Genomic DNA, 13098 nt, shown 5'->3' on the forward strand with positions numbered 1-13098 from the left:
TCAGGCCGGGTTGCGGGAATCAGGGCTGGAGCTCATTGAGCGTCACGCCCAGTGCAGCTGCGAGGGCTTTGAGGGTTCTGGCCACTCCGATCCGCTTGCCTGTCTCGATCTGGCTGAGATAGGCCTTGCTGATGCCGGCCTTCTCGGCCAAAGCGTCTTGGGTGAATCCGCGGTATTCGCGCCAGGCCTTGACAGGATGGGTACCGTCCAGGATGGCATGCGCGACCGCGCCCGGCACTCGAAACCCATCGTCGGCAGCTTTCACGGCATCGAACAGGGCAACGTCATCCAGGCTCTCGGCGGCACGCATGAGCCGCGCAAACAACTCCATCGGAACCACGGCGTATTCCCGCTTCCCGTTGCGTTCGATGAATTGAATCGTGCTCATGGGTATGCACCTCCTCGTGGGGCAACCGCCAGGATCATCACCACCAGGCGGTCGTCATGAATCTCGTCGATCACGCGCCAATCGCCGACGCGCAACCGGTAGCCAGGGCGCCCCTGCAGCTTCTTCACGTTGTTGTTCGGTCCGTGGGGCGCAGCTGCCAACTGCTCGATCTTGTCGCGCACCGTCGTCGCCAGATTGCGCGGCATGGCCTTGAGGCTCTTGAACGCCTCGCGGCTGTATTCGATCGAGAACATGAGGTAATGTTAGCGAAATGCAAACGTCGGTGCAAACTCCCCGGCGCCTTCTCACCGCTCCAGCAGCCCACGTGATGCAAGCCCAAGGAGCCTGTCCGTGCGGTCCTGGGCACCAACGGTGCCGCATCCACTGGGGCCGTCTGATGGTGCCATTGGCCTTGATGGCCATGACCCTCGGGGCGGTTCAACTTGCCACGCGAGAGGGGTGGCGGATCAATCTCACCGAGAGCGAGCCGCTTGGCTTCTACCGGCTCCGCCCGCTTCAGGATGACGAGACGCTCTCGCGGGGCACAAAGGTCGAACTCTGCCCACCGGCGTGGGTGACGCCGCGTGCTTTCCCGTTCTACCTGTCCGGCGATTGCCCGGGCGGTGGCATGCCGATGTTGAAGACCGTGGTAGGTGTGCCGGGGGATTCCATCGTGGGGAGCCTGCAGGGCGTCTGGATCAACGGCCGGGAGTTGCCGAACAGCGGCCAGCTGCTTCGCACGGCCGCCTACCCCTGGATCCACCTGCCGCATCAGCAGGGGCGTTTCGTGCTTGGCAAGGGGCAGTACTGGGTCTACGGCAGCGGGGCCAGACCGGCGCTGGCCGCGCAGAGCTTCGACAGCCGCTATTGGGGGGCGATTGACATCCAGCAGATTCGGGGGATGGCCAACGCAGGCGGTTGATTGGGGCGTCTGGAATGGAGTGTTGAATTCCAGCCTCGCCGGGCTGCAACGGAATAGGGCACGCAACGGTGGAGCATCGTGAAGCATCGCTGTCTCCGTCGACTCTGAAGGGCAGCGGCATACGGCGTGCAAGATTCAAAAGATTGCCGTCCCTGGGACGCAGCGATAATCGGACCACAACACCCCATCCGAATTCCCCGCATGACGCCCGCCGACGCCGAACTGCAAGCCCAGATTGCCCACGCACCCTCCAGGCCGACGCCACCCGCCGCACCGAGCAGGCCAGCGTGATGGCCACTGTCTGAGCAACAGCGATGTCTGCCAACCCCGCACATACTGCCCCCATGCGTGTGATGCTGCGCGCCAAGCTGCACCGCGCCACGCTGACCGGCGCCGATCTGCACTATGAGGGATCCTGTGGCATCGACCAGGCCCTGCTGGACGCCTGCGACATCCTTCCCGGCGAGCAGATCGAGGTCTACAACGTCACCAACGGGGCGCGTCTGAGCACCTATGCCATTGCCGAGCCGGCGGGAAGCGGACGCATCACCCTCAACGGATCGGCCGCCCGGCATGCGGCCATCGGCGATCTGCTCATCATCTGCACCTATGTCCCTATGGACGACGCCGTGGCCCGCGCCTTCCATCCACGCATCGCCCTGCTCGATCCCGATAATCGCATTGCAACCATGAAGGCATGAAGACCGTGAACACCAACCCCTCGCACGCATTGGCCGGAACGGCAACGCGGCTGTTGTCACTCCTGGATGCCTCGCGCCCGGTGAAGCTGTTCGCCATCGTCCTGGGCACACTGCTGCTTGCCGCGTCGTCGTGGATCACCGTGCCCATGGTCCCCGTGCCGATGACCTTGCAGACGCTGGCAGTGACCTTGATCGGTGCCCTGTACGGTTGGCGCCTTGGCAGTGTGACGATCATCGCGTGGCTGATCGAGGGAGCCCTGGGCTTGCCGGTTCTCGCGGGTGGAGCGGCAGGGGTTGCCCATTTCATGGGCCCGACCGGTGGCTATCTGTTGGCCTTTCCGCTCGCCGGAGCGCTTGCCGGCTGGCTGGCCGAGCGTGGCTGGAATGGGTCGCGCCCCTTCCTTGCGTTTCTGGCCATGCTCGCTGGCAATGCGCTGTGCTTGCTGCTTGGCGCTGGCTGGCTGGCGGCCATGATCGGACCGGTCAAGGCGATCACGGCCGGGGTCCTGCCTTTTGTGTTCGGGGGTTTCCTGAAGTCCATCCTTGCTGCTGCAATGCTCAAGGTTTGGGCGTCGACGGTGCGACGGCGCTAAAGGGGCCGGCGTGACTGGGTGCGGGACCTCCAGCGCGCCCTCGCAGGGATTGCAGCATGGCTGCAACGTTTGATCCAGTTTCTCAGCACCGTCGGCCGCCGTTTTCCTTCTGGGGGAACCTGACCAGCATCTCCGAATCGGGACACATCGGTCCCTTTTGTCTTCTTTCCTGGATGTGGATGCGACCCGCCGCGCGTGTCTGACCGTTTCGCAACGGCCTCGACGAACATGCTCCTTGGGCGTATAGTTTACAGATGTTCACGGTGATCGAGACCCTCCTGTTCCAGAAACAATGGCCTCTGTACTGGAGCGAGGAGGAACGCGGCGAGTTTGCTGCTCATCTTGCCCAGTATCCGAACGCCGGGGACGTGGTGCCCGAGTCCGGTGGCATTCGCAAAGTTCGCTGGCGTCGGGCAGGTTCAGGAAAATCCAGTGGTGTACGTGTCATCTACTTCACACGCGCAGCCGAGGAGGAAGTGGTTCTTCTGACGCTGTACGCAAAGGGCAAGACCGACAACATCACCGGTGCCAAATTGAAGGAGATTCGCCATGCCCTCGAAAGCTAAACCGCTCTCGGATGCGCAACTCAGGGCCTATGAGGCCACCCGTGACCTGGCTGCCGAGTTGCTGGAATCGGTGCGCCAAATGAAGGCGGGGGAAACACAGGTCGTGATCTCGCCGGCCGCTGAAGCCCGCCAACGCACGGGTTTGTCTCAATCCCAGTTTGCCGCACTGCTCGGCGTCTCAGTTCGCACCCTGCAAGGCTGGGAACAAGGCCGCAAGCAACCCAGTGGGGCGGCGCGTACCTTGCTCACTATCGCGCGTACAAATCCCAAGGCGCTGCTTGCTGTGGCAGCCAAAACGTAGACTGGACAGATGGCTCAATGTGTCTGGTTTTATGACAACTGCCCAGTTACAGCCCGGAGCTCAATCCCGACGAACGGCTCAACGCCGACCTCAAGCATGCGATCGGCACGAAGGTGCCGGTGCGAACCAAGGCCAAGCTCCACGCCGCTGCGAGCGAGCACATGACCTTCATCCAAGCCAACCCCGAGCGGGTCATGCCTTACTTCCAGGACCACCTCGTCAAGTACGCCGCATGATGACTTCATCGTGCCGGATCAATAACGCAGTTTCGGCCCTTCGTCATGCCCATACCAAGCAAGATGAGTTTGTCTATGTTTTGCAGGGGTGGCCAACACTCCATACCGATGAAGGCCGAACCCAGCTCTCTCCTGGAATGTGCGCAGGTTTCAAGGCGGGCACAGGCAACGGACACCGCCTGGTCAACGAAACCACGGAGGACGTTGTGTACCTCGAAGTTGGCGACAGAACACCCGGAGACGAAGGAAGCTATCCCGATGACGACCTCAAGGCCTTGCTCGTTGAGGGAAAGTGGAAGTTGGTCCACAGAGATGGCACACCGTATGTGTGAGGTAGGCGCTAAACATCAAAAGAGAATCGCCAGCGCCGTGATTCGGCGCGGGTTGCGTTTTGAGGCCTCGAACGGCCGGTGGCGGGGACCTGTCCATGCTCCTGAAGCCAGTTCACCGATTCGGCGGGCTTGGTTTGGTAGACCTGTTTCCCATGCCCCTTGTCCTTCATGGCGCCGCCAATGTGTTATCGGTGCAGTTTCTCTCGTGGTGCCTGTATTTTGCGGTGCGCCCGACCGGTGTTCAATGCTTGGAAGCGTCGGGGCCGAGCATGTATTCGCGCACGAGTTCGCGGGCCCGGTGCAGCCGGCTCTTGACGGCTCCGGCTTGTTCGCCGAGCCGCTCGGCGATCTCGGCGATGGCGAGCTCCTCGAAGTCGCGCAGCAGCACGACTTCGAGGTAATGGGCCGGCAACGACTCGAGGGCGGCGGCCAAGTCGATCCGCAAATCGTGGTCGCTCTTCTTGGCCAACAACTGCTCTTCCATGTCTTCGCCAAGAGCGTCATGGCGGAACATCGCCCGCTCAAGCTTGCGGCATTCACGCTTGATGACCGTGAACAGCCAAGACGAGAAGGCAGCGGTGGCTTTGAGACCCTTGACCTTGCGTGAGATGGCCAAGAGGGACTCCTGGACGGCGTCGTCCACATCGCTGACCTGGCAATGCTTGCGGGCATAGCGGCGGGCGTCGGCCTGGCACAGAGCCAGCAGGCGCCCGATGGCGGCAGGGTCGCCAGTCTGTGCGGCGAGGACCAGGCTGTCGCGTTCGATTCCGCTGTCCCCCATCGCTCAGGCACCCTTGTCGAGCTTGCGGCCGACCATGGCGCACATCGGGCAAAAGCCGAAGAGTCCGGTCATGGAAAGCACAGCGCCCATGACACCAGCCCCGATCGCGACGGGCGAGCCGCCCCAATGAATGGCGGCGAAACCCAAGGCCATCAGGCCCATGACGACGCGAAGGACACGCTCCCAAGTGGGGACATTTTTAACATAGAACATATCGATCTCCTTGGAAAGGTTGGCGTTTGAGGACGGCCCTCGGAAACGAAGAGAGGCCAACACGCCAAAACGGTTCGCAGAATATGAAATAGACATGTTCAGGGCTGGGCGGGCGCCAAATTGCCGTCGATGATGAAGATGCGGTCGGTCGGGTTGGCGGTCTTGATGTGCAGAGTACCTGCGCCCTTGAGGCCCTTGAAGGCAACGACGCCGCTGACGATGTCCCAAAAGTCGTTGTCATTGAGCTATGGCTTGCCGTTCTTGTCCGGCAGGAAGATGGCCCGATTGGCCCATTTGATCTAGGCCACGTTGCCTTCGCCCTTGCTGGCGACCAGATAACCGGAGGGGTCGCCGCAGACGCTGGGGATGATGTCGTGGCGGCCGAATTGGACGATTGATGCCTCGTCCTCGTCACCCTGAGCCGGGGCCGAGAGGTCACCGAACCGATTCCCCAAACGCACCCGCAAGCGGCTGATTATCGGCACCAGCTTGCGAGAACTGTCTGCCAGCACATCCGCCCGGGCGGACACCTCGGTCGTGTCGAAGCCCAGTTGCACGGCGACATGCTCGGGCACGGTCAAAAAACGGAGCCTGCATCTCCGATTGGAGGACGATGCGACGCCGTCGAGCGGCGTGTTTCCTCCGCCTGGATTAAGGCTACGGGCTGCATCGCAACCCAGGCTCTCGACTCCCCAAGGACGCACCGATGAAACGCCACTTGCACCCACTCCGCACCCGGGCCGCCCGACGCCTGGCCTTGGCCGCCGCCGTATTCGCCGCCACGCTGACCGACGCCTTCGCCACCGGCGCCGGCGGCCTGCCCTGGGACAGCGCCGTCTCGACCCTCACCAACGACCTGACCGGCCCGGTGGCCACCGGCATCAGCCTGATCGCCTTCCTCGCCGCCGGCGCCGCCCTGGTGTTCGGCGAGGAACTCGGCGGCATCGCCAAGAAAGCCCTGTACGTGGTGCTGGGAGTGGCCTTCATCGTGCTGGGCAACAAATTCCTGACGGCACTCGGCCTGTCCGGCGCGATGGTGATGTGAACACCCGTCCACCCTGCAAACCCATCCGACCCATCCATCCACCCCACCCCCATGCTCACCGACGACACCAAGACCCCGCTGCACGACGCGCTCAACCGCCCCATCCTGATGCTGGGCGGCGAGCGCACCCTGGTGCTGATGCTGGGCGTCATCGCCGGGGTGTTCATCGTCTCCCTGGCCAAGCTCTGGGCCGCGGCCATCGGCATCACCCTCTGGGTGGTGGGTCAGTGGGCCCTGACCCGTGTCGCCCGCTACGACGAGCAACTCTCCAAGACTGGGCTGCGTGCGCTCAAGTACCGCCGCCACTACCCGGCGCAGGCCACCCCCTTCGCCAAGCCCAGGGAGATCCGCTGATGCTGGCCCTCAAGGAGTTCCGCACCACCGCCTACGGTCTGCCCGACCTGCTGCCCTGGGCCGCTCTGGTCGACGACGGCATCGTGCTGACCAAGGCTGGCGCCTTCCTCGCCGCCTGGGACTACCGCGGCCCCGACCTCGATTCCGCCACGCCCGAGGAACTCAGGGCGATGGCCGCGCGCCTCAATGCCGCCCTCAAGCTGGGGGATGGCTGGGTGCTCCACTGCGACGCCGTGCGCGCGCCAGCACCAGGCTATGCGCCCCAGGGCGCCTTCCCCGATCGCACCACCCGGTTGATCGACGATCTGCGCCGTGCCGCGCACGAGGGTACGGCGGTGGGCTATGCCAGCCGCTACGTGCTCACCGTCACCTGGTTCCCGATGCCGGACGCTGCCAGCCGGGCTGCCGACCTGTTCGTCGATGGCCGCATCAAGGCCACGGCCAGTCGCAACCTGGAACGCTTCCAGGAGCAGATCCGCGAACTCGAAGGCCGGCTCTCCAGCCTGCTGCACATTCGGCGCCTCACCGACCGGGTCGATGCACGCAGCGGGACGGTGAGCAGCCCGCTGCTGGCCCACCTGGAGCAATGCGTCAGTCTCTCCCCGGCCCGCCGCGCGGTCGTCATGCCCGAGGTGCCGATGTATCTGGACGCCATCTTGGGCCACCATGACTTCGCCACCGGCTTCGTGCCCCGCGTCGGGCGCCGACATCTGGCCTGCATCGCGGTGGGCCAGGCGGCGGGCGGAACGACCGGACTGCCTTCGTACAGCTTCCCCGGCATCCTCGACGTCCTCTCCCGCCTGCCGCTGTCCTACCGCTGGAGCAACCGCTTCATCGCCCTGGATCCCGGCCAGGCCGAGACGGTACTGAACCGCTACCGCAGCAAGTGGGCGATGAAGCGCAAGAGCATGCTCAACCTGCTGCGCGAGAACGCCGGCGGCCAGGCCACCCACATCAATGCCGATGCCGACCGCATGGCGGCCGACGCCGTGCAGGCCCTGGCCGAGGCCTCCAGCGGCATGGTGCGCTATGGCTACTTCACCAGTGTGCTGCTGCTGGCGCATGAGGATGCCGAGATCCTGGACGAGATGGTGCGGGAGGTGGCCAAGTGGATCGAGAACCAGGGCTTTGGCGCCCGCATCGAGGAGGTCAATGCGGTGGAGGCCTACCTCGGCAGCATGCCGGGCAACACCGCAGCCAATGTGCGCCGCCCCCTGATCCACACCCTGAACCTGGCGCACCTGCTGCCGTTCACCGCCGTGTGGGCAGGACCCGACAAGAACCCCTGTCCCTTCTATCCGCCGGACAGCCCCCCATTGCTGTACGCCAAGACCGACGGCGCCACGCCGTTCCGGCTCACCCTGCACGCCGGCGACGTCGGCCACACCGTCATCCTTGGCCCCACCGGGTCGGGCAAATCCACCCTGCTGGCCACCCTGGTGGCGCAGCACTTCCGTTACCCCAAAGCGCAGGTGTTCGCCTTCGACAAGGGCTATTCCCTGCTGCCGCTGTGCTGGGGCGCGGGCGGCCGGCATGACGACATCGGCGGTGAGCATGACGATCTGGCCTTCTGCCCGTTGGGCCGGGTGCATGAACCCGGCGAGCAGGTCTGGGCCGCCGAATGGCTGGAGCAGCTCTGCGAGCTGCAGGGCCTCACCATCCTGCCGCAGCACCGCCAGGAGATCTACCGTGCCGTGGTGCAACTGGGTCAGTCCACCGACCAGCAGCGCCAGCGCACGCTGACGCACCTCCTGGCCTTGGTGCAGGACCAGACCCTGCGCGACGCCCTGCAGGCCTACACCCTGCGCGGCATGGCCGGACACCTGCTGGATGCCGAGGTCGACGGTCTGGCCGAGGACCCGTTCCAGGTGTTCGAGATGGAACACCTCCTGCACAAGGGCGACAAGCTGGTGCTGCCGGTGCTGAGCTATCTGTTCCATCGCATCGAGCAGCGCCTGGCGGGCCAGCCCACGCTGCTGGTGCTCGACGAGGCCTGGATCCTGCTCGGCCACCCGGTGTTCAAGGCCAAGATCCGCGAGTGGCTGAAAGTGTTGCGCAAGGTCAATACCGCAGTGGTGTTCGCCACCCAGTCGCTGAGCGACCTGACCCAGTCGGGCATTGCCGACGTGATCGTCGAGTCCTGTCCGACCAAGATCCTGCTGCCCAACCCCGAAGCCCAGACCGAGAACGTGCGGCCTGCTTATGAGGGCATCGGTCTGAACCGCAGGCAGATCGAGATCCTCGCGCTGGCCACGCCCAAGCGCCAGTACTACGTCATGCACCCGGACGGCCGCCGGTTGTTCGAACTCGGCCTGTCCGACCCTGAACTGGCCTTCGTCGGCGTCTCCGGCAAGGAAGACCTCGCCCGCATCCGCGCACTGCGAAGCCAGCTGGGCGATGCCTGGCCTGCCCAGTGGCTGCGCGAACGCGGCCAGCACCAGGCCGCCCAACACTGGGAGTCATATCGATGAACACCAGGAAGCCTCGCATCCGTTGCCTTGCTGCTCGGGTCGCGAACGTGGTGGCCAGCGTAGCCATCACCACAGCCATCACCACGTCCCCGGCCCACGCCACGGGCTTGATCGCCGGGGCCACCTTCCCCGAGCAGATCGTGCAGGAGATCACCCTGGTGGAGCAGTATGTGGCCCAGGCCGATCAGCTCACCCAGCAGATCCAGATGGTGATGAACCAGGCGCGCAACCTGACGAGCCTGCCGATGCAGATGTGGGCCAGCGCGAGTGCCCCGCTGCAACAGATGGTGCAACTCGTCGGCCACGCGCAGGGCTTGAGCTATGCCGCGCAGAACACCGTCGCCGCGGTGCAGGCGCAGTACGGCGCGCCGAACGCCGTGTTGAGCAACTATGCGGCAAGTCTGCAGCAGTGGACCGGCAATCTCAACAACCAGATCGCCGGCGTCTTGCAGCAGTACGACCTGAATGCGACGAACTTCCAGACCACGCAATCGGCCCTGCAGGAGGTCCAGGAGGCCAGCCTATCGGCCGCCGGGCGCATGCAGGTGCTGCAGGCCGGCAACCAGATCTCCGGACTCATGCTCAACCAGTTGCAAAGCCTGCAGTCCGACATCCAGGCCGGCAACCAGGCGATGCTCAACTTCATCGGCACTCAGGTCAACACCCGCCAGCACGACCGCAACGTGCAGCAGGACTGGCTCGACGGCAACGCGAACTACACGCCTGGGGGTTGAGGATGAAGGTCATCCGCGTGGCAACCGGCCTGCAGTTCGGCTCTTGCCTGCTCCTGCTCGCCGTGATGGTGAGCAGCCCGTCTGCCCATGCCGCAGGGGTGCTCGACACCATCCAGAGCAGCATGCAGGCTGCCTCCACCGGCTGGATGCGCATCGCCGAAGGTTATGCCAAGACGATCTTCGCGGCGCTTGCGGTGTTCGAGCTCGTCTGGTCGGGGGCGCAGTACACCTTGCAGAAGAACGACCTGAGCGACTTCATGGTGGCGGTGCTGTTCAAGGTCTCGGCGCTGGCCTTCTTCTACACCCTGATGCTCGAGGCGTCGACCTGGATGCCCCTCGTCATCCAGAGCTTCACCACCATGGGCCAGACCATCAGCGGCACCCCACCCCTGACCCCAAGCGGCGTGTTCGATCAGGGCGTCAACCTCGCCACCCGGATCATCACGGCGGTGAGCAACGCCCAGTACGGCCTTACCGAAATCGGCCAGGCCCTGCTGGCCGACATCGTCGTGGGTCTGACCGGTTTCATCGTCGTGATCGCCTATGCCCTGATCGCCCTGCAGTTCCTCATGACCTTGATCGAGAGCTATATCGTGCTGGGGGGAGGCGCCGTCATGCTCGGCTTCATGGGCTCGCGCTGGACCGCGAACTGGGGCGAGAAGTACTTCGGCTATGCGGTGAGCGTCGGGGTCAAGCTGCTCGTGGTTTACTTGATCGTCGGTTTCGGCACCACGCTCACCGCCCAGGAACTGGCCCTGCTCAAGGCCAGGCTCGATGCCCATGGTGTGCCGCCCCTGTCCAATCTGCTCGACATCGGGCTCTCGGCCCTGGTGTTCGGCGGCGTGGCCTGGAACGTGCCGGGGCTTGCCGGCAGCTTCATGAACGGCACGCCGAGCATGAGCTTGGGCAACATGGCCGCGCCGATGGCCGGGATCTCCGCCGGAGTCATTGCAGCCGGGGCTGCGGCTACGGGGGGACTGGCCAGGCTGGCCACACTGACCCAGGGCTCGGCTGGTGGCGGGCTGCCGCTCGGGGTGGGTGGGGGAGGTGTGGGAGGCGGAGGAGTGGGAGATGGAGGGACTGCGGGCACGCCAGGTGCCGTGGGATCGGTCGGTGGCATGGACAGGCTGGCGGCGCTGGGCAGTATGACCGGGGCTGCAGGGCAGGGGGCTGCAGACCTTGCACGTGGGAATCCCAGCGGTGGGGGCTCCACGGCAGCATGGAACGCAGGGCCCGCGCAAACCCCGCGCGCAGCCATTCCGGCCTTGCCGTCCAGCATGGCCAACGCGCAAACGTTTAGCAACCCGCCCATGGATCCACCGCAGTCGACCAACCCGCAGCAAGTGGGGGCGGACCAGGGCTCAGGCGCGCAGGCCACGGCATCGCGCACCTCGGATCTGGTACCTCCCGCAAGCGGCAACGCCGATACGGTGGGCGCGCCGACCGCAGGCGCAGGCGCTGCGGGAGATCGTGCGCAGGCTGGCGCGTCATCGAGCCTGGACCGGCTTGCTGCGCGCATGGGACAGATCCAGGACAACGCCGCCGGCAGAGCGCTGCAGCATGTCACCGGGCATGACGGGAATGCCGGCGGGCTGACCATTCGTCTGGTCCATCCGGATTAGCCCTTCGGTCGCGCCCAGCCGGATGACAGGTCGGCGTTTCCTCAGCCGCCATTAAGGACAGGCCCCGTGTTGCGGGGATGAGCCCCGGAGAGCCCATGACTGATGCCAACCCTTACCTGAACGCCCGGCGCGAGTGGGACGAACGCTATGGCGATGCGCTCGCGCGGGCCCGGACCTGGCGCCTGGCGGCCTTCGCCAGTCTGGCGGTGGCCGCGGTCGCCGTGGTCGGCATCACCTTCGTCGGCGCCCAGTCCAAGATCCGGCCCTACGTGGTGGCCCTCGACACGATGGGCAACCCGGTGGCCATGGCGCAGCCCGTCACGGGCGGCGCCGTCGACCAGCGCATCCTCGAAGCCCAGCTCGCCAACTGGGTGTGGAACGCCCGCAGCGTCATCCCCGACCCCGCTGCCCAGAAAACCCTGATCGCCCGGGTCTACGCCATGGCCGGCAGCGATGCCGCCAGCGCCCTCAACCGCTACTACCGCCAGCACCCACCCTTCGGCGACTTCACGGTCAACGTCACCATCACCAGCGTGCTGCCGGTGAGCGGCAACACCTGGCAGGTGGGCTGGAACGAGGTGCGCAGCCAGGGCGGTGCGGTGCAGCCGGCCCAGCACTGGAGGGCCAACATCACCACCGGCATCGACCCCAAACTCACGGACAGTCCCCAGGTGATGCTGGACAACCCACTGGGGATCTTCGTCAAGAGCCTGTCCTGGACGCCCGTGGTGGGCGGTGCTGCATGAACGGCAACACCACAGCCCATCTCCTGGCGTCAACGCCAGCTCAGGGGTCATCGGATGTCTTGCCCCTCAACCCAAGGACGAGCCCATGAAGGTTCTTCGCATCCTCGCTCTACTGACGTGCATGGGCGCGACCGCCTCGGCCGCGCCTGCAGCGCTGGCATCAGGGGCCGCTCCGGCATCGACCCCATCGTCGGGCGCAACGCGGGTCCACGAGACCGTGACCCTTGCCAACCCCACCAGCCGGCAACTCTACGAGGCCAGGGCACCGATCCCGCTCAGCCACCGTGCCACCGAGGACGCCTCGCAGGACTGGCTCAGGACCGGTGTTGCCGCCAGCCTGGTGGGCACCAACGGCCAGGTGCTGTACCCCTATGGCCAGAGCCGCCCGACGGTGACCTGTGCGCCGCTGCATATCTGCGTCATCGACTTGATGCAGGGCGAGCGCATCACCAATATTGCGATCGGCGACTCGGTGCGCTGGTTGGTGCAGTCCGCGGATGCCGCAAGCCGCCCCGTGGTGGTGGTCAAGCCCACCCAAGCCGGTCTGGTGACCAATCTGGTGGTGACCACCGATGTTGGACGGATTTATTACCTGACCCTGGTCAGTGATCCGCATGACTACGTGCCGCTGATCGGCTTCTACGACCCGCAGCAGTTGGTGATCCACCTGCAGCAGCGGGCTCAAGAGGCGAGGGCGGCCGAGCAGGCCAAGACGGAGGCGCGCAAGCAGGCCGTGGTCGCTCCACTGGGGCGCATCGATCCGGCCCAGCTCGACTTCGACTTCCGCTGCAAGGCGGATGATGGCCACAGCGATCTGGACAACGCCGACCTGAAGCCGGTGCGGGTGTTCGCCGGTGGTGGGCACACCTATCTGCAGATGCCCGGCACGATGCAAGATACCGATGCCCCGGCCGTGTTCGACACCACGGGGGGCCAGACCGCGCTGATGAACAGCCGCCTGGTACACGGGTACTTCGTCCTCGACGGCCTGCCCCAACAGTTCAAACTGGTCGTGGGCGTGGGCAAGAACGCCCGCAGCGTCAGTTGCCGTCACGATCCGGTCAACGCCGGATTCTGGGCGCGGTGAGCGGAG

General features: G+C 65.2%; 18 protein-coding genes and 1 pseudogene. 14 read left to right on the forward strand and 5 right to left on the reverse strand.

Going from position 1 to position 13098, the window contains the following annotated elements; translation table 11 throughout:
• Positions 1-19: 19 nt before the first annotated feature.
• Both THIX_RS09320 and THIX_RS09325 read right to left on the reverse strand, forming a co-directional pair.
• Positions 20-388, reverse strand: coding sequence for a helix-turn-helix domain-containing protein (locus THIX_RS09320; protein ID WP_112486018.1), 369 nt, complete (start codon positions 386-388; stop codon positions 20-22).
• Entirely contained in the window at positions 385-642 is a 258-nt protein-coding gene (locus tag THIX_RS09325) for a type II toxin-antitoxin system RelE/ParE family toxin (RefSeq protein ID WP_112486019.1), read from the reverse strand. The genes THIX_RS09320 and THIX_RS09325 overlap by 4 nt, the downstream gene beginning before the upstream one ends.
• A gap of 74 nt (positions 643-716) precedes the next feature.
• Between THIX_RS09325 and THIX_RS09330 the strand changes: the two genes are divergently transcribed.
• From THIX_RS09330 to THIX_RS09360, 7 genes and pseudogenes are all read left to right on the forward strand, one after another.
• Entirely contained in the window at positions 717-1310 is a 594-nt protein-coding gene (locus THIX_RS09330; RefSeq protein WP_112486020.1) for a S26 family signal peptidase, read from the forward strand.
• A 353-nt stretch (positions 1311-1663) separates the two neighbouring features.
• Positions 1664-2011 (forward strand): aspartate 1-decarboxylase, encoded by a 348-nt coding sequence (gene panD / locus THIX_RS09335; RefSeq protein WP_112488283.1) that lies wholly within the window; start codon positions 1664-1666, stop codon positions 2009-2011.
• An 80-nt stretch (positions 2012-2091) separates the two neighbouring features.
• Positions 2092-2604, forward strand: a complete 513-nt coding sequence (locus THIX_RS09340; RefSeq protein WP_233224484.1) for a biotin transporter BioY — start codon at positions 2092-2094, stop codon at positions 2602-2604.
• 254 nt (positions 2605-2858) lie between these two features.
• Positions 2859-3170, forward strand: a complete 312-nt coding sequence (locus THIX_RS09345) for a type II toxin-antitoxin system RelE/ParE family toxin (protein ID WP_112486022.1) — start codon at positions 2859-2861, stop codon at positions 3168-3170.
• Positions 3154-3471 carry a DNA-binding transcriptional regulator gene (locus THIX_RS09350; protein WP_112486023.1) on the forward strand — a complete coding sequence of 106 codons (318 nt, stop codon included), beginning with the start codon at positions 3154-3156 and terminating at the stop codon, positions 3469-3471. The genes THIX_RS09345 and THIX_RS09350 overlap by 17 nt, the downstream gene beginning before the upstream one ends.
• A 38-nt stretch (positions 3472-3509) precedes the next feature.
• Positions 3510-3707 (forward strand): annotated as a pseudogene (locus THIX_RS09355) (IS630 family transposase); the annotation flags it as partial.
• The gene (locus THIX_RS09360) at positions 3704-4039 is read left to right on the forward strand and encodes a cupin domain-containing protein (protein ID WP_199195261.1); all 336 of its coding nucleotides are present in this window, start codon (positions 3704-3706) and stop codon (positions 4037-4039) included. The pseudogene THIX_RS09355 and the gene THIX_RS09360, both read left to right, overlap by 4 nt.
• 241 nt (positions 4040-4280) lie before the next feature.
• Here the strand turns inward: THIX_RS09360 and THIX_RS09365 are convergent, their stop codons facing one another.
• From THIX_RS09365 to THIX_RS24130, 3 genes are all read right to left on the reverse strand, one after another.
• A complete protein-coding gene (locus THIX_RS09365; RefSeq protein WP_112486024.1) occupies positions 4281-4820 on the reverse strand; it encodes an RNA polymerase sigma factor in 540 nt (179 codons plus the stop codon).
• A gap of 3 nt (positions 4821-4823) precedes the next feature.
• A complete protein-coding gene (locus THIX_RS09370) occupies positions 4824-5129 on the reverse strand; it encodes a DUF2892 domain-containing protein (RefSeq protein ID WP_371412889.1) in 306 nt (101 codons plus the stop codon).
• A gap of 203 nt (positions 5130-5332) precedes the next feature.
• A complete protein-coding gene (locus THIX_RS24130; protein WP_233224485.1) occupies positions 5333-5614 on the reverse strand; it encodes a hypothetical protein in 282 nt (93 codons plus the stop codon).
• Positions 5615-5751: 137 nt separating this feature from the next.
• Between THIX_RS24130 and THIX_RS09380 the strand changes: the two genes are divergently transcribed.
• From THIX_RS09380 to THIX_RS09410, 7 genes are all read left to right on the forward strand, one after another.
• Positions 5752-6078, forward strand: a complete 327-nt coding sequence (locus THIX_RS09380) for a TrbC/VirB2 family protein (RefSeq protein WP_233224486.1) — start codon at positions 5752-5754, stop codon at positions 6076-6078.
• A gap of 51 nt (positions 6079-6129) precedes the next feature.
• On the forward strand, positions 6130-6432 hold the full coding sequence (trbD, locus tag THIX_RS09385) for a conjugal transfer protein TrbD (protein WP_112486027.1): 303 nt from the start codon (positions 6130-6132) through the stop codon (positions 6430-6432).
• Positions 6432-8903, forward strand: a complete 2472-nt coding sequence (locus THIX_RS09390) for a transporter (protein ID WP_112486028.1) — start codon at positions 6432-6434, stop codon at positions 8901-8903. The genes trbD and THIX_RS09390 overlap by 1 nt, the downstream gene beginning before the upstream one ends.
• Positions 8900-9637 carry a P-type conjugative transfer protein TrbJ gene (gene trbJ / locus THIX_RS09395; protein ID WP_112486029.1) on the forward strand — a complete coding sequence of 246 codons (738 nt, stop codon included), beginning with the start codon at positions 8900-8902 and terminating at the stop codon, positions 9635-9637. The genes THIX_RS09390 and trbJ overlap by 4 nt, the downstream gene beginning before the upstream one ends.
• 2 nt (positions 9638-9639) lie before the next feature.
• Complete coding sequence (trbL, locus tag THIX_RS09400; protein ID WP_112486030.1) at positions 9640-11259, forward strand: P-type conjugative transfer protein TrbL; 1620 nt, start codon at positions 9640-9642, stop codon at positions 11257-11259.
• A gap of 95 nt (positions 11260-11354) precedes the next feature.
• A complete protein-coding gene (locus THIX_RS09405; RefSeq protein WP_112486031.1) occupies positions 11355-12005 on the forward strand; it encodes a type IV secretion system protein in 651 nt (216 codons plus the stop codon).
• An 85-nt stretch (positions 12006-12090) separates the two neighbouring features.
• Complete coding sequence (locus THIX_RS09410) at positions 12091-13092, forward strand: TrbG/VirB9 family P-type conjugative transfer protein (RefSeq protein ID WP_199195262.1); 1002 nt, start codon at positions 12091-12093, stop codon at positions 13090-13092.
• Positions 13093-13098 lie beyond the last annotated feature (6 nt).

It is taken from the genome of Thiomonas sp. X19 (assembly GCF_900089495.1).
Classification (GTDB): Bacteria; Pseudomonadota; Gammaproteobacteria; order Burkholderiales; family Burkholderiaceae_C; genus Thiomonas_A.